At 38.8% G+C, this 22,770-nt stretch carries 20 protein-coding genes; 12 read left to right on the forward strand and 8 right to left on the reverse strand.

What is annotated here, in order from left to right:
* Nucleotides 1-18 precede the first annotated feature (18 nt).
* On the reverse strand, nt 19-1,803 hold the full coding sequence (locus tag IPM48_06115) for a DUF4153 domain-containing protein (protein ID MBK9271152.1): 1,785 nt from the start codon (nt 1,801-1,803) through the stop codon (nt 19-21).
* A gap of 49 nt (nt 1,804-1,852) precedes the next feature.
* Here IPM48_06115 and IPM48_06120 point away from each other — a divergent pair, with 49 nt between their 5' ends.
* Nucleotides 1,853-2,650: a TIGR02757 family protein gene (locus tag IPM48_06120; protein ID MBK9271153.1), complete on the forward strand. Its 798-nt coding sequence runs from the start codon at nt 1,853-1,855 to the stop codon at nt 2,648-2,650.
* Between the two features lie 77 nt (nt 2,651-2,727).
* Here IPM48_06120 and mtaB read toward each other — a convergent pair whose 3' ends face one another.
* From mtaB to IPM48_06135, 3 genes are all read right to left on the reverse strand, one after another.
* Entirely contained in the window at nt 2,728-4,071 is a 1,344-nt protein-coding gene (mtaB, locus tag IPM48_06125) for a tRNA (N(6)-L-threonylcarbamoyladenosine(37)-C(2))-methylthiotransferase MtaB (protein ID MBK9271154.1), read from the reverse strand.
* A gap of 296 nt (nt 4,072-4,367) precedes the next feature.
* Nucleotides 4,368-5,750 carry a cation:dicarboxylase symporter family transporter gene (locus tag IPM48_06130; GenBank protein MBK9271155.1) on the reverse strand — a complete coding sequence of 461 codons (1,383 nt, stop codon included), beginning with the start codon at nt 5,748-5,750 and terminating at the stop codon, nt 4,368-4,370.
* 17 nt (nt 5,751-5,767) lie between these two features.
* Complete coding sequence (locus IPM48_06135) at nt 5,768-6,418, reverse strand: DedA family protein (GenBank protein MBK9271156.1); 651 nt, start codon at nt 6,416-6,418, stop codon at nt 5,768-5,770.
* A 194-nt stretch (nt 6,419-6,612) separates the two neighbouring features.
* Here IPM48_06135 and IPM48_06140 point away from each other — a divergent pair, with 194 nt between their 5' ends.
* Nucleotides 6,613-7,125 (forward strand): hypothetical protein, encoded by a 513-nt coding sequence (locus tag IPM48_06140; GenBank protein ID MBK9271157.1) that lies wholly within the window; start codon nt 6,613-6,615, stop codon nt 7,123-7,125.
* A gap of 62 nt (nt 7,126-7,187) precedes the next feature.
* Here the strand turns inward: IPM48_06140 and IPM48_06145 are convergent, their stop codons facing one another.
* Nucleotides 7,188-7,844, reverse strand: coding sequence for a DUF4159 domain-containing protein (locus IPM48_06145; protein ID MBK9271158.1), 657 nt, complete (start codon nt 7,842-7,844; stop codon nt 7,188-7,190).
* On the reverse strand, nt 7,841-8,614 hold the full coding sequence (locus IPM48_06150) for a 16S rRNA (uracil(1498)-N(3))-methyltransferase (GenBank protein MBK9271159.1): 774 nt from the start codon (nt 8,612-8,614) through the stop codon (nt 7,841-7,843). Before IPM48_06150 ends, IPM48_06145 begins: the two co-directional genes overlap by 4 nt.
* Before the next feature lie 41 nt (nt 8,615-8,655).
* Here IPM48_06150 and rseP point away from each other — a divergent pair, with 41 nt between their 5' ends.
* From rseP to IPM48_06165, 3 genes are read left to right on the forward strand one after another with little or no spacing between them, the layout of a single operon-like run.
* Complete coding sequence (gene rseP, locus IPM48_06155) at nt 8,656-9,996, forward strand: RIP metalloprotease RseP (GenBank protein ID MBK9271160.1); 1,341 nt, start codon at nt 8,656-8,658, stop codon at nt 9,994-9,996.
* A 5-nt stretch (nt 9,997-10,001) separates the two neighbouring features.
* Nucleotides 10,002-10,523, forward strand: coding sequence for a Fe-S protein assembly co-chaperone HscB (gene hscB, locus IPM48_06160; GenBank protein MBK9271161.1), 522 nt, complete (start codon nt 10,002-10,004; stop codon nt 10,521-10,523).
* 43 nt (nt 10,524-10,566) lie between these two features.
* A complete protein-coding gene (locus tag IPM48_06165) occupies nt 10,567-11,025 on the forward strand; it encodes a DUF1905 domain-containing protein (protein MBK9271162.1) in 459 nt (152 codons plus the stop codon).
* A 7-nt stretch (nt 11,026-11,032) separates the two neighbouring features.
* Here the strand turns inward: IPM48_06165 and recO are convergent, their stop codons facing one another.
* Together recO and IPM48_06175 are read right to left on the reverse strand one after the other, a co-directional pair.
* A complete protein-coding gene (gene recO / locus IPM48_06170) occupies nt 11,033-11,761 on the reverse strand; it encodes a DNA repair protein RecO (protein MBK9271163.1) in 729 nt (242 codons plus the stop codon).
* Between the two features lie 45 nt (nt 11,762-11,806).
* On the reverse strand, nt 11,807-13,000 hold the full coding sequence (locus tag IPM48_06175; protein ID MBK9271164.1) for a proline dehydrogenase family protein: 1,194 nt from the start codon (nt 12,998-13,000) through the stop codon (nt 11,807-11,809).
* A 302-nt stretch (nt 13,001-13,302) separates the two neighbouring features.
* Here IPM48_06175 and miaB point away from each other — a divergent pair, with 302 nt between their 5' ends.
* The 7 genes from miaB (at nt 13,303) to IPM48_06210 (ending at nt 22,745) form a co-directional block, all read left to right on the forward strand.
* On the forward strand, nt 13,303-14,727 hold the full coding sequence (miaB, locus tag IPM48_06180) for a tRNA (N6-isopentenyl adenosine(37)-C2)-methylthiotransferase MiaB (GenBank protein MBK9271165.1): 1,425 nt from the start codon (nt 13,303-13,305) through the stop codon (nt 14,725-14,727).
* Between the two features lie 14 nt (nt 14,728-14,741).
* Entirely contained in the window at nt 14,742-16,001 is a 1,260-nt protein-coding gene (locus IPM48_06185; protein ID MBK9271166.1) for a sigma-54-dependent Fis family transcriptional regulator, read from the forward strand.
* Entirely contained in the window at nt 15,998-16,480 is a 483-nt protein-coding gene (locus IPM48_06190; GenBank protein MBK9271167.1) for a hypothetical protein, read from the forward strand. The genes IPM48_06185 and IPM48_06190 overlap by 4 nt, the downstream gene beginning before the upstream one ends.
* A 38-nt stretch (nt 16,481-16,518) precedes the next feature.
* Entirely contained in the window at nt 16,519-17,466 is a 948-nt protein-coding gene (locus IPM48_06195; protein ID MBK9271168.1) for a hypothetical protein, read from the forward strand.
* A 3-nt stretch (nt 17,467-17,469) separates the two neighbouring features.
* Entirely contained in the window at nt 17,470-17,757 is a 288-nt protein-coding gene (secG, locus tag IPM48_06200; GenBank protein MBK9271169.1) for a preprotein translocase subunit SecG, read from the forward strand.
* Nucleotides 17,758-17,803: 46 nt separating this feature from the next.
* Nucleotides 17,804-18,727 carry a phosphoglycerate dehydrogenase gene (locus IPM48_06205; GenBank protein MBK9271170.1) on the forward strand — a complete coding sequence of 308 codons (924 nt, stop codon included), beginning with the start codon at nt 17,804-17,806 and terminating at the stop codon, nt 18,725-18,727.
* 406 nt (nt 18,728-19,133) lie between these two features.
* On the forward strand, nt 19,134-22,745 hold the full coding sequence (locus IPM48_06210; protein ID MBK9271171.1) for a TonB-dependent receptor: 3,612 nt from the start codon (nt 19,134-19,136) through the stop codon (nt 22,743-22,745).
* Nucleotides 22,746-22,770: the final 25 nt, after the last annotated feature.

The following is a 22,770-nucleotide window of genomic DNA, read 5'->3' on the forward strand; positions in this document are numbered from 1 at the left end:
ACAGCCATTGCTCCCATGTTAATTTTGAGTAATTATTTGAATTTTCCAAAGACCAAATTGTTTGATTTTATAAGTATCTCCAAATTTCTCAATGGAATAAGTTCTGGGTATTAAAATCACAGAAATTCCTTCCAAAGTGTAGTAAAAATTGACCCCTTTTTCAAGATCTGTTTGAGAGGAAATATTGTAGGATTTGAATCCAGCATGCTTCGCTTTTAAACTATCTATTATATGTAGCTTAATGGTTTCACCTGATCTGGAGACATAAATGAGGTCTTCTTCGTTTTCAGAAATGAAAAACGATTGAAGGGATTTTTTCCCTTCATAATTATACCAGGGATCGCATTGAATATCCGCTATTTCCCATTGATCAAAAGATACCTCGAAGTTCTTGTCAGAAGGTGGAAAATACTGTAAATATTCAGTGGTATTGTCTCCTGGGTTTCTGACTGGGCTTATAAACTCGAGCATCTTTTGTATTTGCATAAAACGATCAGCAGCTAAAATTTCTTTTCTTGCCACGCTGTCGGATATTTTATCAATCCACGGATCGAGCGCATTCTTATCGTTTAGATAATTCAGAAGGTTGGCGAGTCGATTGTAATCCTTTTCGGAAAGATGATTGGAGGGTTTCCAAAATCCATTTTCAATCAGTTGATTAAATTCACAAAAATGGGTCAACTGCTTTGTCTGACTTTGAAGAGAAACTTTGTGAATACCCAGTGGCCCGAATGATGCCAACACGCTGATGATCATAATGGTCAAAGGATAATAACGCAAGTCTGATTTTCCCAAAATCAAATGATACACCAACAATGATGAAGTCCAAAGAGTGAATAGTAAAACCAAATAGCGCTGCTCTGTCAGACCGTATTCCAATATTCTGACACCGATGGAAATTCCCAATAGAATGACAACAGGAATCAAAGATGATATAAAATATTTTTTATAGTTTCGAATTAATGCAGCTCCATCCCATTCAGGCATTCGATGACTTAAAAGATACACCAATATTCCAAGGGATGAAAAACCAAGACACAAACTACCCAACCAGCCCTTTGGAAGCTCCCATTGAAAAAGGATTTTGAGCCCGTAAGCATAAAGGATTAAAAAATAGAGAATGACCAGAGGTATTAGAATAAATTTAATAAAAACCTGATAGGTTTTCTTGTAGTCAAAGTCTTCAATAGATTGCACCAAAGAATCGGGAATGTTGCTGCTGAAATAAGAAGTGCTAAATACCGCAAACATTACAACAAATACATCCAGGTAAATTTCGCTGTACCATCTGACATCGAAAAGATATTCAATGGCCACCACAGCAGCTTCAATGCCCAGCGCTATGATCAAGCCATAACACAATCCCAGAATCCAGGACATCAACAATTCCTGATTGAATACCCAAAATCCCGATTCACTTTTTTGATTTAGGAATGGCAAGACAAGCACTGAGCAATGAGAGGAAATGATGAGTAGAATAAACAGATATCTGAATGAATTCACATCATGATCAGGAGAGAAGAAATACCAAACAGAAGCCAATCCAAGAACAGCAATGTGAATAAAGATTTTGTTCAATTTTGAAATCTTTCCAGATTCAATCCAGAGCTGAACAGCTATTGAAACAGGATAAAAAAGGATGCTGCTACTAAAAATTCTGATCCACTCTACACGATTGCTGGCATCTCTGATCAAAATGAGCAGACTAATTGCAGTCAGAATGCTAAACAGATAGGATAGAGGAAACCTTGAAATAGACTTCCACCACAATTCTCTTATTCTGTCCCAATCGAAAGAAATCATTTTTTAGGTTTTAACGAACATTTCATCTGATTTGGTATTTAATCCATCGATGTTTACTTGGAGCAATAAAGATATACAGAATTTACTGAACGAATATGTTGATAAGTACAATCGAAAGGATTTTATTGAAACAGATCCCATTTCTATACCACATCGTTTTGTAAAAAGCCAGGACATTGAGATTATGGCATTTTGGACATGCATTCTTTCGTGGGGAAACAGGAAGTCGATCATCCAAAGTGGCCGAAAGTTGTGCGAACTGATGGATCAGCAACCCCATCAATTTATTATGGAGCACCGAGAAATGGACAGAAGGAGATTTGAGCATTTTGTTCACAGGACTTTTCAATATACTGACAGTTTGTACTTTATGGATTTTCTGCAATTCTGGTATGGGCAAAATGACAGTCTTGAATCAGCATTTCTGGTTCAGTTTCCTGAGAAGGGTGGCAGATATTTGGAGAAAGCTTTGATGCATTTTAAGTTGAATTTTTTCAACCGACCTATTGTTTCAAATCGAACCAAAAAACATATTTCTGACCCATCCACCGGTTCTAGGTGCAAACGCTTATTGATGTTTCTGCGATGGATGGTGAGGAAAGATGACAGAGGTGTGGATTTTGGCTTATGGCGACAAATTCAGCCTTCTATGTTGCATTTACCGCTCGACTTACATGTAGAGCGGACAGCCAGAGCCCTGCGCCTACTGACAAGAAAAAATTTGGATTGGAAGGCGGTTTGCGAACTGACTGATCGCTGTGCAGAAATGGATCCTTCTGATCCCTGCAAGTATGATTTTGCATTGTTTGGATTAAGCCTGGAGAAAAAACTGGAGGGAATCCGGTGATGCGAGAAAGATTATTCTTTTCAATTTAAAATTCAGATCAGAAATGTGGAGTTCAATTGACTTCAAACTTAATTGATTCAATTTTCTATCTCTGCAAGTAAATCTCCATTGGAAGAAAAGTCTTTTATCTTTACCGTCAGAATTTGATTGATCAAGTTTTCGTCGGATGAATTTAGAAGTACCCTGAGATAATTTTCTGTAAAACCGCCATGGGAAGGTGCCGCATGTTTAGGGTTTCTTTCGATCAGCACTTTTTGTTTTGTACCAATAAATTGAGAATAGAAATAATTCTTTTTCTTTTCGGATAAGTTACGAAGAATTATTGATCTTTCTGCACGAACCGACATTGGTACTGAATCAGAATAACCAATTGCAGGTGTATTTATCCTTTCTGAATATGTAAATACATGAAGGTAGCTCAGTTCAAGTTGATGTAAAAATTCCAAAGTGTTTTGAAAATGAGTCTCTGTTTCTCCAGGGAATCCGATGATGACATCAGCTCCAATGCAAGCATGGGGCATGGCGGATTTAATTTTAAGCACTTTGTCCGCATACAATTCCCTTTTGTATCTTCTTTTCATTAAAGACAGAATTTCATTGTCTCCAGATTGAAGCGGCATGTGAAAATGCGGCATAAAATGCTTTGAATCTGCTACAAAATCAATCAGATCTTGGGTACACAAATTGGGCTCAATGGAGGAAATGCGAAATCTGGGAATGACATCCATATGATCCAAAGCCCTGGCCAGATCAATAAATAGTTCATTTTTTTTTGGTTTTTGTCCTTCGATGACTTCTGTCCCATTTCCAAAATCTCCTAGATTCACTCCGGTCAGGACGATCTCCTTGACTCCTTTTGCAGCAATTTCTTCAGTGATCCTGAGCAATTCATTTATTTCTCCCGATCTGGATCTTCCTCTTGCCAATGGGATGGTGCAAAAACTGCATTTGTAATCACATCCATCCTGCACTTTTAAAAAAGTTCTTGTCCTGTCTTCAATGGAGTAAGAGGGTACAAAATGATTGACCTCTGAGATTCCACCCATGATCACCCTGCTCAAGTTGTTGGTTTGATCCAATTTTTGCAGATGCTCCATCAGATTAAATTTCTCAGATGCACCAAGAACCAGATCTACACCGGGGATGCTTGCAATCTCTTGGGGTTTTAATTGGGCGTAACAACCCATCACAATCACTTTGGCATCGGGATTATTTTTGACGGCCTGCCTTACTGATTTCCGACATTTTTTATCTGCCAGCTCCGTCACACTGCAGGTATTGATGACATAAATGTCTGCTTCCTGATCAAAATCTACTTCTTCGTATCCAGCCGATTTAAATTGTTGACCAATTCCTGAAGTTTCAGAAAAATTGAGTTTACAACCGAGGGTATGAAAAGCTATTTTGCGACCAGTGGACAATTGGGTGAATTTTTATATTTTGCAAAGGTAAGCAGTCGCCGGGATTTTATTGCAGTGATGACACCTACGATCGTTGTCAAAGGATTAAAATACTCAGTATTGTCTTTAGAATTTTATGAGGCCCCAAAATGGCTATCAAAAAAGCTTTAAGCTAAAATTCGTTCGTAATGAAATATTACTTTGGTGCCCCATGAATTTCTCTCTATGGCTTTTGCCTTTATGCTGGATTAGGCTCCCAATTCGAATGTTTTTAAAAATTATGACTTTGCGTCAAAATTTCATGGCATAATGAAAGCTTAGATTTCTTCTTTCGGATATTCAATCTGGTTTTCCCATTTTCCAATGACAACAGTGGCCAAACAATTTCCCAGGGTATTGACCGCTGTACGGGCCATATCCATGAGGGCATCAATGCCAAGAATGGCTGCAATAGGCCATTCGGGAAGACCAAATGAACTTGCTGTGGCAGCCAAAATAACCAGGGATGCACGGGCTACTCCAGCAACTCCTTTGCTGGTCAGCATCAAGGTCAGAAGCATAATGATTTGTTGGCCAATGCTGAGATCGATACCAGCTGCCTGTGCAACAAATACAGCCGCCAAGGCGAGGTAGAGGGTTGTGCCATCGAGATTAAAACTCAATCCGGTGGGTAATACAAAAGCGACGACTTCTCGTTTGACACCAAATTTTTCCATGTTTTCCATGGCAGCTGGCAGTGCAGCTTCACTGCTGGCAGTGCCAAATGCAATGGTTACGGGTTCGGTACAATATTTAATAAATCGTTTGAAGGGGATTTTCATGAATACCATGATTGGCACAAAAACCAACAGTATAAAAGCGAACAAAGCTAAGTAAAGGGTCACCAACAACATCAGTAAATTTTTCATTACATCAATGCCGAGATTTGCGATGGTATAAGCAATGGCCCCTCCTACTGCAAAAGGTGCAAAATACATGATGATCTCTGTGAATTTGAACATGATTTGTGAAAGTCCTTCTGCAAAATGCAAAAATGGTCTCCTGGCCTCTCGTGTCACCATCAACATTGAAATGGCAAAGAGAAGACAAAAAACAACTATTTGTAGGACCTGACCCTCTGCAATGGATTTGATAAAATTCTCAGGAAAAATATGAAGGATTAAATCTTTCCAGGATTGGGGTTTTGCAACGGGCGGCAGCTCCTCCTGAATACCGGTGTTGACAATGCCAACTCCGGCTTTACTTATGTTGATGGCGATTAGTCCTACGGCCAAAGCCACCGTGGTAACGATTTCAAAGTATAGCAAAGATTTCCAACCCAATCTTCCGACCTGTCTCATGTTGGAATGACCGGCAATTCCCACCACCAGGGTTCCAAACAAAAGTGGTGCAATGACCGATTTAATTAATTTGATAAATATTTTACTCAGCACATTGAGTTCTGTGCCAATGAAAGGAAATGTATATCCAATTTCTGCGCCGATAAGCATTCCAATGAAGATCCAGCTCGTTAATTTTTGGTGGTAAACCCCAAACAAGATACAAGCCAACAAGCCCAGCCAACGCATGGTGGTAAGTATCGAAGAATGAATTCCAAGATGCAGGAATGAATTCAAACAAACTACAGTCAGAACCAGGAAAATAAAACCAAAAATGAATTTTAAATTTGGTCTCAACGAATGCTTTATTTCTTCAGACATTTATGCGTTTTACACTTCTAAAATTTAATTTTCTTGAAAAATGATTTTCTGTTTAAGATGGTAAGAAAGAGAGGCAGGGCACTAATAAAAATTATGAGCAGGATAACCAGTGAAAAGTTATTTTTGACAAAAGGAATATTTCCAAACAAATAACCAAGACCGCACAAAGGAGGTATCCACAAGAAAGCACCCAATATATTGTAATAAGAAAATTTGCTGGAAGCCATATTTCCAACACCGGCTACCAAAGGAACAAAGGTACGGATGAGTGGAAGGAACCTACCAATGATTAAAGCTTTTCCACCGTGTTTGTCATAAAATTTCTGGGTTCTGATCAAATAGTCTTTTTTAAACAACCGGCTGTCTTCTTCAAAGATTCGGGGACCCAGCCAACGACCAATGTAGAAATTAACAGTATTGCCTAAAATGGCTCCAACGATACAGCATCCCATCACTACCCAAATATTTAAATTTCCGCTTGAAGATAAGGCGCCTGCCGCAAAGAGCAAACTATCACCGGGAAGGATTGCAGCAACTACCAGGCCGGTTTCAGAAAACAAGATCAAGAATAAAATCAGGTATATATAGACGCCATATTGACTTGTCAATTCAATCAAATGGGCGTCAATGTGCAATAGAAAATCAAGCAGTTGTCTCAAAATATCCATAACCATGTCAAAACGAAAGGCCAAAGATAGAGGAATATTCCGGAATCACCCTGTGATTGGAAGGCAGACAGCTCATGGGCCGGAAAATTAATATTACATTTTAATTTAATATATATAACATTAAAATATAAAAGAATATATTACATTTTTTCATTATATTGACCTACTTTTGCCCACCCATTGTATTTCCGATTATGATCGAACGAAACATAGGATTTTATTTTTCCATCCCATGGAAAGGAATTACTGAAAGAACAAAAGATTTGTTCCTCGCCATTCTCATCACTCTGATTGGTCTGGTGGGAAGTTACCTTATTTTGGGTGGTTCAATCAGAGATTCCTATTCTAACGGACAGCAGGAAAATTTCACTCAGGACAATGCTTCATTCAATGAAATTCAAAAGAGACCTTTGTTGGATTCAAAAGCGAGCTTGGAACAGGACAGAATCCAGATTCAGGGTAATTTGAGGGTAGGAGAATCACTTAGTTTTTATTTTATACAATTTTCCAATGAGTCAAGATATATGATTGATTTTGGAAATGGTATCCGGCAAAGATTGGTACAACCAAGAATTCAGTTTAAATACCCTTATCCCGGGATTTATCAAATACAACTTTATGAAATGAAAGAAGGCAAGTGGATTGTTATCACCACTCAAACCATTAATATTAAAAGCATGAGCCAGTCTTCTTTGTCCTTTTTATAAGACTCATTCCTCAAAATTTTTATCTTCTGGCAATCTAGCTTCAATTTTTCAGAGCAGTATTTCTAATTTGTAAAAGCAAACTGGATGAGATTGGCTCCCATTTTTAAAGCCTGAATTCGTATTTCCTCAGGATCTTTGTGGACTTCACGATCTTCCCAACCATCACTTAAATCGCATTCATAACTGTAGAAGCACACCAGTCGGCCCTGCCAGATAAGTCCGTATCCCTGAGCTGGTTTATCATCGTGTTTGTGAATTTTTGGAAGGCCATTTCTAAATTCAAATTTTTGTTTATAAATAGGATGGCTAAAGGGCAATTCTATGAAATCCAATTCCGGAAAAACTTTCTTCATAGCCGGCCTAACAAATGGATCCATCCCATAATTGTCATCAATGTGCAAAAAGCCACCCGCCAACAAATAATTTCTGAGATTTTGTGCATCGAGATCACTGAAGACCACATTGCCATGACCAGTCATGTGAATAAAGGGGTAATTAAAAATTTCTGCGCTACCCACTTCCACAGTCCCAAAATTTGGATCAAGATTGGTTTTTAGTTCTTTGTTGCAAAAGCGGGATAAATTGATCAACGCAGTTGGATTGGAATACCAATCTCCCCCTCCGCTGTATTTCAATAAACCCAACTTTATAGCAGGAGCAGAATGATCCGTTTTGAAAGAGAAAAACAATATTAAAAGAAAAAGAAACAACTTGTTCATGCTAAATTTTTAACCGTTTGTAAAATCACACAACACACAATTCCTGCAGTTTCAGTCCTCAGACGCAAAGGACCAAGATCTTTCGCTTGGAACCCCATAGAAATTCCATCTGAAATTTCTTTGGAGCTGAAATCACCTTCAGGACCAATTAAGACAACCACATCCTGACCGGGATCATAGGAATCTCCTAAAAATCCTTCAGTTCCCGTTTCACAATGGCAAATAAAACGCTGGCGGATTTTATTTGTTTGAATAAAATCATTTAAACTTTGCAGAGGGTGGATTTCTGGAAGAAAGGCCCTTAGTGTTTGCTTGGCAGCTGCCAACATCACCTTATTCCATCTTTCGCTTTTTTCCTTTTTATTTTCGGTTCTTTGGCAAACCAATGGATAGATATCATTTGCACCTGTTTCAACCGCTTTTTCCAAAAACCATTCAAAGCGATCACTTTGTTGTGTCAGACTAATGGCGATGCAAATCCGTCCAGCGTTTTGGATTTCAGTTTTATAGACTCCATTTAAATTGCAAAGGGCATTTTTTGGATTTTCAGCGATCAAAACCGCCCTCCAAATTTCTCCTTTGAAGTCTGTCACCAATATTTCATCTCCAGGTTTATGTCGGGTCACCTTGATACAGTGATGCCCTTCCTCTTCCGAAAGACAAAACCTGTCATTGCCGATCCTATGTCCTCTAAAAAGATGCAACTGATTGACTTTAGGGCAAAGGTAACAATCTTTTAAGGCTGTGACAGGACTTAAGAATTGAAACAAAAAAGCCCTATTTTCGTTCTCTCACCAACAATTTATAGAGAATGGGCACAGTGATCATGATTAGCCAGTTTTTGTTGAGTCTCACCATTTTGGTGGTATTGCACGAATGCGGCCATTTTTTTCCTGCAAGATGGTTTAAAACCAGGGTTGAAAAATTTTATTTATTCTTTGATCCCTGGTTCAGCCTGATCAAAAAGAAAATAGGGGATACCGAATACGGGGTTGGTTGGCTCCCGTTGGGCGGTTATGTAAAAATTTCTGGAATGGTGGACGAGAGCATGGACCTTGAACAACTCAAGAAAGAGCCAGAGCCATGGGAATTTAGGTCCAAACCATCCTGGCAACGATTGATTATTATGGTCGGTGGGGTGTTCGTCAATTTTATGTTGGGCTTCTTCATATTCGCCATGTTGCTGTGGAAAAACGGAACTGAATATTTGCCAATTGAAGAAATGAAATACGGCATTTCTGTTGACAGTACCGGATATGAGATGGGTTTCCGTGATGGAGATCACATTGTTCAAATCGGAGATAAAACAGTAGATCGTTTTGACCGCAGGAATTTAATAATGTCCTTGTTATTGGATGAAGGCAGTAAAGTAAAGGTAAAGAGAGATGGAGAGATGGTCATCATCGATGTGCCGCAAGAGCTGCGATCTCAACTTGCTAATCAAGATATGAAGAACAAGGAAATCTGGGGGATCCGGGTTCCTACTGAGGTCGATAGCATTGTTCCCAACAGCGCCGCACAAAAAGCAGGAATAAATAAAGGAGATAGAATATTGATGATCGATGAGGAAAATGCGCAATACGCTCATGAGTTTTTGAGGCGAATGAAAGCCAAGAATCCAAACTCTTCGATTCAAATCACATTAATGAGGAGCAATGACACCATGCGATTGATGGCTGAAACAGATGAAAAAGGTAAATTGGGGATTTATCCGGCCAGTCCTTCGAAATTTGTCAAAACCCAGAAGGAAATGTTTGGCTTGCTCGAATCCTTGCCAAAAGGTGTGGATACCGGAGTTGATTTGTTGGTGAATCAACTAAAGGGCTTTCGCCAAATGTTTGCGGGTAATATTGATGCCAGTGATTCATTAGGGGGTTTTGCCACCATCGCCAAGTTGTTTAAAACAACCTGGGATTGGTCAGCTTTTTGGTGGATGACCGCAATTTTGTCGATTATTCTGGGATTTATGAATTTGTTGCCCATTCCTGGATTGGATGGGGGTTATGTGGTATTTTTATTGATAGAAGTAGTTACGGGGAGAAAGGTTCCTGACAAAATTGTGGAGAAAGCTACCTTGGTAGGTTTTATTCTTTTGATGTCATTATTGCTGTATGCCAACGGACTGGATGTTTTCAGGGCTTTTGGAAAATAATGGGAATGGATTTTTACCATCATTTTGGATTTGAAAGAAAATATTATTTAGATCTGGATTCACTCAGAAAAAAATTTTATGAAATAAGTCGAATGTTGCATCCCGATCTATCGGCTGATTCCATTACAACAGAAGAAGAGATAAACAGACAAATCGCTTTTCACAACCTGGCTTATGCTTCATTAATTCATCCTGAAAAAAGATTGTTGCACATCTTGCAACTCGAAGGTTGGTTGGATTTGTATATAGTTCAGGAGGATGCAGAGTTTTTGCTTGAAATGATGGAGCTGAATGAAGAAGTAGAAACAGCGGTCCAAACAGGTGATTCTGAATATTTGAATAAATTGAAATCCCAAATTGAAAGGAGAATAACTGAAGATGAGAACAGCATTGCCAAAGATCTTCGCAATTACGACGAAGGACTAAGAAATGAATCGATCGCAAGATCCATGGTTGCATATTACAGTCGGCTTAAGTACTACTACAGACTAAAACAAAATTTTCTTGCAAAAGAACCAGAGTTATAAATGGACAATATGCAAGTGAGATCAATTCATTGGAATTACCTACATGAAGCCATTGATAAATAGGACCGTTGTATTGAAGAAAATTGCCGGTAAAGGCGGCTGGACTTACGCCGAGATTCCGGAAATATTACCTGATGCACATGCGCCCTTTGGCTGGAGGAGAGTGAAAGGATCAATCGATGGTTTTGAGTTTAATGGTTATCATTTAATGCCAATGGGAAACGGACAACTTTTTCTGCCTGTCAAAGCCCAAATTAGAAAAACAATTGATAAAAAAGAAGGTGACAGCATCCATGTCATATTGTATGAAGATCCTTTGCCAAAAGAAGTTCCTGAAGAATTATTGAACTTGCTAAAAGATGATTTTGAAGCCAGCAAAAGATTTAGTCATCTAAAATTGGAAGAAAGGAAGAAATATTCTGATTGGATATATTCTGCAAAAAATGAAGAGCAAAAAGTCATTAGAATAGCAGAGCTGATCAATCGACTGCTGAAGACATAAAGATGTATTAACCAAATATATTTCTATAAACAATTGGAGATTGCATCGGTCCAAAATGCTCAATGTGGAGGCTGTAGTATCTGGTTAGGATATCCAAAATGGTTTTTCTTTGAGAGGAATTTAACAAAGAAGTTTCGATAGGTTCGGTTTGACTTTTACTTCGAATAAAGTGATTCAATAAGCTGCTTTCTTCCTCATCCAATACCTGAATTGAAGCCACATTTTCCTCCACAAAAATACCATTTAAAAGATCAAAGTAAATCTGATTCGGACCATTCCTTTCTGACGGGTAAAATCCCAGAAAACTGGTCAATCCCAACATAAATTTTAAATGAAAACCTGGATCTATGGGATCCTGTTTGTCAACGAGCATATAACACCGTTGGATGTATTGGTATAATTCAGTATTGCGTTGAGATTCTTTGATGCATTTGGCACACAACTCAGTCATAAATAGGATCATCGCAGATTTTTTAATGTCTTGCGGGATGTTTTGGTAAATATAACTGAATTGTACTTCCTTGATTCTATGCAATGATTTTTGTTCGCTGTAATAAGCCACCAATTGGATCAGATTTCCGGATGACAAAACAGATGCCAGTCTTTGGTCGGTTTTTTTAAAAACGCCATTCATAATAAATGAAAGCAATCCATGGGTTTCGGTGAGTACATCTAAAATCAAACTTGATTCCCTGTATCTGACACACCTGAATACAATACCTCGAGTATGGATCATCTGTCGCGTGGCTTGAAAATAAAAATAGGTGCAAGTTGAAGGGTCTTATTTCAACAATCCACGTCTTCTCATTTCCATATTTAATAATTTCAATTCCCTTCCCATATCTCCGGTCACACTTGTATTTTCTTGTGCTCTTCGCGTAAGGTATGGTACGACTTCGCGGGTCGGTCCATAGGGAAGATATTTGGCGGCATTGTATCCTGCTGAAGAAAGATTAAATGTGAGGTTGTCGCTCATTCCATACAATTGGCAAAAATTGAGATGCGGGTGGTCTTTTGCTATTCCTGCCTCCTGCATTAATTTAGTTTGCAACATATTGCTTTCCCAATTATGACTTGAATTGCACATGCTGATTCTCTCATAATGGTTTACACAAAATTTAACCGCTTCATTGTATGCAAGGTCTGTTGCTTCTTTGGTGGGGTGGATCGGATCAGGATAAGATAAATCTGAAGCTCTTTTGCGCTCTTTCTCCATATATGCACCACGCACTATTTTAGCCCCCAAAATAAAATCAGAAGATTTTGCAAGCTCATAACACTGGTGAAGAAATTCCAGCTGACCCTGTCGATACAGCTGAAAAGTTTGATAAATAATGGGTTTTTTTCTATTGTACTGCGCCATTAAACGCATTGCCAGTTCATCGATTGGTTTTTGAATCCAACTTTCTTCTGCATCAATGAAAACAGAAACTCCTAGTTCAAAGGCTTTTTTGCAAAGAGAATCCATTCTCTGGTTGAGTCTTCGAATCTGGACTTCTTCAAAATCGGACAATTGATCGCCAGATTGCATTTTTTCCAATACTTTCATTGGAACATAACCTGTAATCTTAGTACTGATCACAGGAACATGGGAGTGGGCATACGCAAATTCAACTGCTTTCAGGTTTTCATTGAGGGTGCGCTCAAAATCTTCATCTCTTTCTTTGGCCTCTACCCCGTAATCCAAAATGGTCAACGCATCTCTGAAGCTTAATTTATCAATGACCTTTTCACATTCAAATAGGTTTGTCCCCCCACAGAATTGCTCAAAAATGGTCCATTTAATGAAAGGATCACCCAATCCAAAGGGTAGTTTTGCACATAGATTACCCATCAGGGTGCCAATTTTAACCAGGTTGGGGTTATTCATAAACCTGAATAACCACCAGGTTTTCCGCAATTCACGATTAGATTTGTAAGAAAATGCAATTTCAGTGTTGTTAAAATCCAAATGAGGATCCTCCGGATCTGACATAGATAATTAGATATTAATGTAAAAATGTGATATACAGCTATTTAAAATAAAGATATGGTTGGACAGCGCTGCATTCATTCTGATTACAAAAATAATCCAAAAATGGCTATCACCAAATTTTATCCCAAAATGAGATCAAACAAAGGTGCCATTCGGTTCTTTCTCGTAATCCATTAAATTCTCATTATATTTTGTAAATAGCAGTTAATCAACACATAACGTTTATTAAAAACACTGACATTTTGTCATTTTGCAATTTAATTTATATCTTTGTCTCCCTTTTTTACAGCCGTAGGTTAAAAATGAATTTTCAAATCTCACACGAATCTCATACCCAGATGGACGAAAGTCGGCAGGGCGAGGCGCTATCTTTGGATCGACCAGGAATGGCTTCAAACAAGTATTTTTATATAGAAAGTTATGGATGTCAAATGAATTTCAGTGATTCTGAAATCGTTGCTTCTGTGCTTTCGGATGAAGGATATCATTCTACCAGAAATATTGCAGAGGCAGATTTCGTTTTTATTAATACATGTTCTATCCGGGAGAAGGCTGAAGAGACGGTGCGGAAAAGACTCAGGGAGATCGCTGCTCACAAAAAAAACAACAAAGAACTTATGATTGGGGTGCTGGGCTGTATGGCTGAGCGACTGAAGAGTAAGTTTCTCGAAGAAGAAAAACTGGTGGATATTGTTGTTGGCCCGGATGCTTACAGAGATCTGCCGAGCTTAATTCACAAGGCTGAGGAAGGGGAGAAGGGAGTGAATGTATTTCTCTCAAGAGAAGAAACTTACGCAGATATCGCACCATTGAGATTGGATTCCAATGGAGTTAGTGCCTTTATTTCTATCATGAGGGGATGCGACAACATGTGTTCATTTTGTGTGGTACCCTATACCCGCGGGAGGGAAAGGAGCAGGGATCCATACAGCATAGTCGCAGAGGCCAGAGATTTATTTAACGAAGGATACAGGGAGCTGACTCTTTTGGGACAGAATGTTGATTCCTACAAATGGCAAAACCCGGAAACCACTGAATGGGTCAAATTCTCTGACTTATTAAAAATGGTGGCTGAAGTAAATCCATTATTACGTGTGAGGTTTTCAACCTCCCATCCCAAAGACATCACCGATGAAGTTTTAAAGACGATTGCATCACATCACAATATTTGCAAGTATATTCATCTTCCGGTTCAGTCAGGCAGCAGCAGAATTCTTGAGCTAATGAACAGAACCTATGATCGATCCTGGTATATGGAAAGAGTGGAAGCCATCCGCCGTTATATTCCAAACTGCGCCATTTCATCCGATATTATCACAGGATTTTGTACCGAAAAGGAGGAAGATCATAAGGAGACCTTGTCCATGATGTTGTTTGCTGATTACAGCATGTCATACATGTTTCATTATTCCGAAAGACCGGGCACTCCTGCTGCAAGAAAGCTGAAGGATGATGTACCTGATCTAGTGAAAAAAGAAAGACTCAACGAGATTATTCGACTTCAGAATCAAATGAGTTATCAAAACAATCTGAGGGATATTGGAAAGACCTATGAGGTATTGATCGAAGGAGATAGCAAGCGGTCTGATCAAATGTTCAAGGGGCGGACCACCCAAAATAAAATGGTGGTATTTCCAAAATTGGATTCGTTGGTTCCCGGTGATTATGTCAATGTCTTGATAGAAGCAGCGTCAAGTGCTACCTTGACCGGAAGGATTGTGCAATAAACGATAATAACAAGTTGGAAAACGTACAAAATATTAAGCAGCGCTTTGGCATTTATGGCAAGTCTGAAAAATTGCATCAGGCCCTTGAGACCGCTATTCGTGTGGCAGGAACTGATTTGACTGTTTTGATCACAGGTGAAAGTGGCTCGGGCAAGGAAGTTTTTTCAAAAGTAATCCACCACTTAAGCCCAAGGAAACACAATCAGTTTATCGCGGTCAATTGCGGAGCAATCCCTGCCGGAACAATTAACTCCGAATTGTTTGGACATGAAAAAGGTTCTTTCACCGGAGCAAGTTCTGACAGAAAGGGATATTTTGAAACGGTCGATGGAGGCACTATTTTTCTGGATGAAATTGGTGAAATGCCACAAGACACTCAATCTTTTTTGTTGAGAATTCTTGAATCTGGTGAATTCATTCGAGTTGGATCTTCGAAAGTATTAAAAACCAATGTAAGGGTTATTGCAGCCACCAATGTCAATTTACTGGAAAAAGTCAAACGGGGAAAATTCAGAGAGGATTTGTATTACAGGCTCAATACCGTTCCTATTAAAGTTCCTTCATTAAAAGAAAGGAGGGAAGACATACTCATTCTTTTTAGAAAATTTGCTCAGGATTTTGCTGAAAAATACCGGACAAGTCCCATTGAATTGGATGACGAATCTGCGGCAATGATAGAATCCTATAGCTGGCCAGGTAATATCAGAGAACTGAGAAACTCAGTAGAACAACTTTCAGTCTTATCAGACCGAAAGCTCATTACACCAAATGATCTGAGAAGAATCGTTTTGGATATCAATCAAACCAATCTGCCAGCCCTTGGTCCGGATCCTGTAAACGAGCAATCCGGATTTTACGAAAGAGAAATCTTGTACAAACTTTTGTTTGATATGAAACAGGATTTGAATCAGTTGAAAAATATGTTTGTGAGTCTGGTTCAGGCAAATGACTTGACCATGCCACAATCCGTAGAGCAAGACTTTAACTTGATGCACACGCCTGTTTATCCCGCTGGACATGTTGGTTCTGCCTGGCCAAAGTCAGGACACGAGGTTCCTGCTGTCGAAAAGCCGGTGATTTTTACCAATGGTAAGGAAGAATATGACGCGGTTGAAGTCGTGGAAGAGCACTTTTCTCTTCATGACATGGAAAAAGAAATGATTGTCAAAGCGCTTAAAAAATTTAATGGCAAAAGAAAAGAGGCATCAGATGAATTGGGAATTTCTGAAAGGACCCTTTACCGAAAAATAAAGCAATTTAATATTGACATATGAAGAAGCTGCTGTACCTGGTTTTTGCTTTGGTGTCGTGTTATTCTTTCAAAGGTACAAGCATTGATCCTGATGTTTCCTTTTTTAATGTAGCTCCGATCACAGATCTTTCAGGTAATGCTCCTCCGGGATATACCAACGATTTTCAAGAAGCACTCTCCAATAAAATAAGACGTGAGACCAGATTGTTGCTTCGACAAAATGAACCGGATTTACAATTTGACATTCAACTCACCCAATTCAATATTTCTCCACAAGCCCCACAGGCAGGGACTTTTGCCGCTCTGAATAGACTGACCGTAGGATTTAAAGTAAAAATGACCAACCATAAAAATCAAAAGCAAACTTTTGAGCAAACTTTTTCAAGGTTTGAAGATTTTGATGCAGGTCTTGATTTTTCATCCGAACAAATTCGTTTACTCAATAATATCAACAAATTAATTCTGGAGGATATTTTTAACAAGGCATTTACCAATTGGTAAAATGTCAAATAGTCAATTTAATGAGATAAATTAAAATCATGAATTCAGAAGATAAAAACCAATCCCCAATTCAGGACTATGATTTGGAAAAATCAAAATTTCCATTGGCAGAGGCATTTATTTCAAATGTTTACAATGATGTTTTAAGGACTTCAGATTTGTTACATGGTGAAAACAAAGCTTTTCTATTGTCCAAATCCTGGAACAAAAAAGCCTCTGTCACACCCTTTGTCGAAATATTAGAAAGCGATGAAATGACATCTGATGAGAATGATGAATTCAATCAAAAGAACATCCAAGAATCCATTCAGGAAACTAAATTATCCGATCCGCCGGTAGTCGAGGAGGAGCTACCCAATCTACCTCAAAATCAAGTTGAATTAAATGTAGGTTCTGATGAAGGTCTTAATATAAAAGTGGATGGACAAAAAGGCAAGACGAAGCAAACCAAGAAATCTTTGGTTAAAGTAGAAAAAAGTAAGATTGAGAAAATTGCAAAGAAAGATAAACCGATAGGTACGAAGAAAGATAAACCGATAGGTACAAAGAAAGATACTCCTAACCGTTCCTACAATGGAAAGAAGCAGAAAAGCGATAAAAAGTTTAAAACAAAGGCCCCTAAATTGCCTCTTGTCGTTGAAACTGCCCAAGCCCCAAAAGCCTCTAAAAAGTTAAGAAGACTGAGTCAAGCCCCAGATTTTTATTCATGGTTGGAATACATCGATCAGGGTAATAGTTGGAAAGTTACACCAGAGGAGTCAAAACCAAAGAAAAAGACAAAAAAGGACCAAACAGGGGATTCAATCCTATTAAAGACAAAGAAAAGTCAGGAACTTAAGAATGAAATTGCATCCGAAACATTGGCTGCACTTTTGGTTTCTCAAGGTCATAAGGCCAAAGCGATAAAAATGTACGAAAAATTGATCCGTAAGAATCCTGAAAAAACAAGTATCTTTGCCGCCCATATTGAAAAACTAAAAATTTAATCCATGCTAACGCTGGTAACCATTTTAATCGCTCTGGATTGTCTTTTATTAATCGGAGTTGTTTTGATCCAAAATCCAAAAGGAGGAGGAGTTGATTCAACTTTTGGAGGTCAAAGTGCCAACCAAATGTTTGGTGCTGCCAGATCAGCAGATTTTATTGAAAAATTGACCTGGTATCTTGCGGCCATCCTGTTTATTCTCTGCATTTTTGCTGCATTGATTACTGGTGCAACGGTAGAAGCTCCCCCGACCGATGTGCTTCCTCCGACTGGCGGAGACAGCCCTCAATAGATAGAGACGAGATCAGGCTTATTTTGAATTAAAAACCATGGCCTGAATGAAAATTCTAATCACAGACGATGTTCACCCGGTACTTCTGGAGGGTTTACGATTAAAAGGTCATATAGTTGATTATCAACCAGATATATCACTAGATCAAGCCAAAATGATCGTTCGGGATTATGAAGGATTGGTGGTAAATACCAAAATGAAGGTGGACCTTGCTTTTTTAGAAACTGCCCTTCGTTTAGAATGCATAGCAAGATTGGGATCCGGAATGGATACCATTGACACTCAGCTTCTCTCAGAGAGAATCATCCATTTTTTTAATACACCGGAAGCAAACAGCCACGCTGTCGCTGAACACTGCCTTGGATTGATCCTTGGACTTTTGAGAAGCATTCCAAAAGCACATGCGGAAGTCCAGAAGAGACAATGGATTCGCGAAGAGAACAGAGGAACAGAATTGGCCTCACTTAAAATCGGATTCATTGGATTTGGCCACACGGGCAAAGAAACCGCAAAACTACTCCAACCCTTTAATAATCAAATTAAAGTATTTGATCCCTATGTCGAAATCGGACCAGAATATTTTTATGTTCAACAGGTTGGGCAACTGGGAGATTTGATGGATTGTGATCTTATCAGCCTTCATGTCAATCTGCATGAAGAAACAAGGCATCTCATCAACAAGACGTTTATTGATTCCATGAATCAAGCATTCTATTTGATTAATACCTCTCGTGGAGCCATCATCCAGACAAAACACTTACTGGAAGGACTACTGGATGGAAAAATAATAGGGGCTGCATTGGATGTACTTGAAAATGAGCGGCCGGCTGATTACCATTCAGAAGAGCTTGCCATTTATGACAAATTGTTTCAACTTCCGAATGTGATCGTGACACCTCATATTGCTGGCTGGACATATGAATCCAAAAGAAGAATCGCGGAAGCTGTCCTATCCAAATGGCCAGATTAATTCAGAAAGGGGGTGGTCCAAATGTTAAATTTTCAAAATAGAATCCAATAAGGCAGCGCTTTAGGGGCTATGCCGTTATTAAAAGGCTTTTCTTTTAACAATTCACTAAGATTTAATTGGTAAACTGGTGTTGAAAAGATAAATTTTTGATAATAATTTTTAAATCATATTAAAGTAAAAACCCATAGTGTAAAGAACTGTAAATGAAATAGAAAACTCGTTAAATTATAAAAATTTTAATGTATAAATTTTGAATAAATTCTTTAATTTTTAAATGCTTTTATGTCAATTTTTAGGTTTTACTTAACATTGCAGGCTTTTTTATAATTGTAAACCAACATTTAGAAACATGAATTTGAAATCATTTTTCATTTTTTGTATCACAGCATGCTTCAGTGCTGGAATCATGGCACAGACTAAAATCGAAGGAACTGTCACGGATAAGGACAATGGAGAACCGCTTATTAATGCTCCTGTCAAAGTGTTTAAAGGGAAGGATTTATATACCGGGGCTGTAACGGATTTTGATGGAAACTACAGCATTATTGTGGATCCGGGCAATTACAATGTGGAGGTCAGTTTTTACGGAAATTCACAGCGTTTCGAAAATGTTCGCGTCACCGGTGGAAAGGTGACCAAACTCAATTTTTCAATTTCTTCGGGCATTCAGCTGGAAGCCATAGAGATCAAAGAATATAAAAAACCCATTGTTGAAATTGACAAAACTTCGAGTGACCAAACCATTACTGCAGAGGACATTAAAACTTTGGGTACCAGAAACATAAATGCAATAGCTTCCACTGTATCCGGTATTTCTAGTGTTGACGGTGGAGATATTTCCATCAGGGGAGCCCGTACAGATGGAACCGTTTATTTTTTGGACGGAGTCAGGATAACAGGTCGTGCTCCTTCAGCTGTGGATATTGAACAAGTGACGGTCATTAAAGGTGGTCTTGAGCCTCAGTATGGAGACGCTACCGGAGGAATTATTTCACTGGTTACAAAAGGACCTTCTTCCAAATTTGGAGGTTCATTGGAAGCAGAAACATCCAATTATCTGGATCCTTATGGATATACATTTATCAGTGGAAACGTCAGTGGCCCAATAATCCGTCATAATAATAGAACTCTCGTAGGATTCAGACTTTCGGGCCAGTACACAGAATTAAAAGACGATGATCCACCGGCCTTCGGAGATTATTTTGCAAAAGAATCCACCATTGCCAGACTGACTGCCAATCCAGTGATCCCGTTGAATGGGATTCCTGTAGTCAACGGTCTTTTCTTGAAAGAAGGCGAAGATGTTGAATTCTCTAAATTTAACAAAAACGACCAAAACATTGCTTATGACGTTTCCGGAAAAATTGACGTCAAACCCAATCAGAACATTGATTTGACCATTTCCGGAACCTATTCCAATGTTGAGGATCGTTTTGTTCCGGGAACCAATGAAACCATTGGAGGGGGCTCATGGCGATTGCTCAATTGGGTCAACAATCCTGTTCAGGATAGAAGGGTATTGCGTGGAAATTTAAGATTCAGACATCGATTGGGCAAACTTGTTGATCTTTCTCCGGAAGCTTTGGCCAATCAGGATCAAAACCCCAAAAAATTGTCGGTCATTCAAAACCCTTATTACACGATTCAGCTAGGTTATGAAAATAGAAATGGTGGAGACCGGGATATTCGCCATACCGACAATCTTTTTAATCATGGTCATGTGGCTCAATTTACTAGAGAATGGTTAAGGGTTAGAAATGAAGATTTACTCCATGTGGGTTATATTGACCAAGTGGTTGGATATGAGAATGGTACCGTCAATCCGGCATTTAACAACTACAATTTGATCCCGCAAGCAGACCTTGGCAATATTCAGGCATACAGAGCTTTTAACAGCAATATCAGTAGTGCCTTTTCTGATGTTTGGTCCGGCATTCATACCAACGTAGGAAGCGTATACAACCGGTTTAATAAATTTGATAACAACATTTATACAGCCCAAATTACTTCAGGATTTGACTTTATTCCGGGTGGATCAAAAAAAGGAAGACACAATATCCAATTTGGTATTTTATTTGAGCAAAGTATCAACAGCAACTATTCCATCGAACCCTTTGACTTATGGCGTTTGGGAAGACTCTATCAGAATGACCACATCACCGGCGTTGATAGCAACAACATCATTGGTTACGATACCATCATTGATGCCCAAGGAAATCCACTTTATTTGCCTTACTTCCAGACCTTGATTACAGATCCGGATGAGCGCAGATTTTATAGATCGATCCGATCTTTGCAATATCCTGGAATGGATTCTACGGAATCTGCTCATCTATATGCCGATATCGATCGGTTTAAACCATCTGATCTGAGTCTTGATATGTTTACGATGAGAGAACTGACGGATCAGTCCATTATGGGTTTTTACGGATATGATTATTTGGGCAATAAGACCAGCCCGGGTGTAAAATTTGACGATTTTTTTAAAGTGGATACCATCAATGGAGTTGCGCAACGAAGGTATCAGGTCGCTCCTTTTTCACCGATTTATGTGGCAGGTTATTTGCAAGATAAATTTACTTACAAGGACATTATTTTCAGAGTTGGAGGTAGGGTGGATTACTACGATGCCAATACAAAAGTACTGAGTGATCCTTATAGTTTATATGGTATTCAGGGTGCAGGCACTTTTCACCAAAATGTAGGTACAGCCAAACCATCAACCATTGGAGATGATTATAAAGTTTATCTGGTGGGAGCTGGTTCAACCCAAGTGAAAGCTTATCGCAATGGGGATCAATGGTTTTTTGCCAATGGTACAGCTGCTAACAATTCACTTGCCATATTTGGTGATAACAACCTGGTTGCACCTGCTTATATACAACCCGAAGATACCTTAAGAAGTATCAGGGGTAAATTTTTTAACCCGGATCAATCTTTTGAGGACTACAAACCTCAAATCAATTGGATGCCAAGAATTGCGTTTTCATTTCCAATTTCTGATGCGGCCAATTTCTTTGCACACTATGACATAGTTGTACAAAGGCCAACCGGAGAAAACATCGTTTCTCCATTGCAATTTTTATATTGGGATATCAACGGACGGACGCCTAGCGCAAACAGCAACTTAAGACCATCGAGAAAAGTCGATTATGAAGTAGGCTTCCAGCAAAAAATCACCAACTCTTCTTCGATTATATTCTCTGCCTATTACAATGAACTCAGAGATATGATCCAAATCACTACGCTCACCAAAGTGGCTACCATTGGTCAATACAATACCTTCAGAAACCTGGATTTTGGTACTGTAAAAGGATTTAACTTCACCTATGATTTAAGGAGAGTCAACAATTTTCAGTTTAATGCAGCCTATACCCTGCAATTTGCCGATGGTACCGGCTCAGATGCAAGATCTCAGGAGGGATTAACCGGCAGAGGTATTAATATCCGAAACATTTTTCCATTCAACTATGATGAAAGACACAGATTTTCATTTAACGCAGATTACAGATACGGTTCTGGCAAACTTTACAATGGTCCCAGAATAGGTGGATTGGATTTGTTGGCCAATACCGGTTTGAATATTCTAATGATTGCTGCATCAGGCAGACCCTATTCACAAGGTCTATCTATAGTAAGGTTTGATGGTGCGGGATTCAAAGGTAACATCAACGGTGCAAGACTTCCATGGAATTTTAACATTGATCTTCGCGCTGATAAATACATTGCACTGACCAAACCAGGAGCGAAACACCCGTTAAATCTAAACGTCTATCTCCGGATTCAAAACCTGTTGGATACCCGCAATATTATCGGAGTTTACCGGGGATCCGGAAGTGCATCGGATGACGGTTATTTGACTTCTGAGAGAGGTGCCAATGAAAGGAGAAATGTGACCAACACCTATGGTTCCCAATACTTACCTTTCTTTGAAAATTCATACAACTGGGCACTTTTAAACCCGGATTTCTATACCTTACCCAGAAGGATTTATGTAGGAGCCATTTTTGAATTCTAAAGAACAAATTTCTAGCATATGAAAT

This window comes from Saprospiraceae bacterium, from assembly GCA_016715965.1.
In the GTDB taxonomy this organism is placed as follows: Bacteria; Bacteroidota; Bacteroidia; order Chitinophagales; family Saprospiraceae; genus Vicinibacter.

Coding starts and splice junctions, on each gene's coding strand:
- IPM48_06115 (MBK9271152.1), bottom strand. CDS start 1,803: ATGATTTCTTTCGATTGGGACAGAATAAGAGAATTGTGGTGGAAGTCT.
- IPM48_06120 (MBK9271153.1), top strand. CDS start 1,853: ATGTTTACTTGGAGCAATAAAGATATACAGAATTTACTGAACGAATAT.
- IPM48_06130 (MBK9271155.1), bottom strand. CDS start 5,750: ATGTCTGAAGAAATAAAGCATTCGTTGAGACCAAATTTAAAATTCATT.
- IPM48_06135 (MBK9271156.1), bottom strand. CDS start 6,418: ATGGATATTTTGAGACAACTGCTTGATTTTCTATTGCACATTGACGCC.
- IPM48_06140 (MBK9271157.1), top strand. CDS start 6,613: ATGATCGAACGAAACATAGGATTTTATTTTTCCATCCCATGGAAAGGA.
- IPM48_06145 (MBK9271158.1), bottom strand. CDS start 7,844: ATGAACAAGTTGTTTCTTTTTCTTTTAATATTGTTTTTCTCTTTCAAA.
- rseP (MBK9271160.1), top strand. CDS start 8,656: ATGGGCACAGTGATCATGATTAGCCAGTTTTTGTTGAGTCTCACCATT.
- hscB (MBK9271161.1), top strand. CDS start 10,002: ATGGATTTTTACCATCATTTTGGATTTGAAAGAAAATATTATTTAGAT.
- IPM48_06165 (MBK9271162.1), top strand. CDS start 10,567: ATGAAGCCATTGATAAATAGGACCGTTGTATTGAAGAAAATTGCCGGT.
- recO (MBK9271163.1), bottom strand. CDS start 11,761: ATGATCCATACTCGAGGTATTGTATTCAGGTGTGTCAGATACAGGGAA.
- IPM48_06175 (MBK9271164.1), bottom strand. CDS start 13,000: ATGTCAGATCCGGAGGATCCTCATTTGGATTTTAACAACACTGAAATT.
- miaB (MBK9271165.1), top strand. CDS start 13,303: ATGAATTTTCAAATCTCACACGAATCTCATACCCAGATGGACGAAAGT.
- IPM48_06190 (MBK9271167.1), top strand. CDS start 15,998: ATGAAGAAGCTGCTGTACCTGGTTTTTGCTTTGGTGTCGTGTTATTCT.
- IPM48_06195 (MBK9271168.1), top strand. CDS start 16,519: ATGAATTCAGAAGATAAAAACCAATCCCCAATTCAGGACTATGATTTG.
- secG (MBK9271169.1), top strand. CDS start 17,470: ATGCTAACGCTGGTAACCATTTTAATCGCTCTGGATTGTCTTTTATTA.
- IPM48_06205 (MBK9271170.1), top strand. CDS start 17,804: ATGAAAATTCTAATCACAGACGATGTTCACCCGGTACTTCTGGAGGGT.
- IPM48_06210 (MBK9271171.1), top strand. CDS start 19,134: ATGGCACAGACTAAAATCGAAGGAACTGTCACGGATAAGGACAATGGA.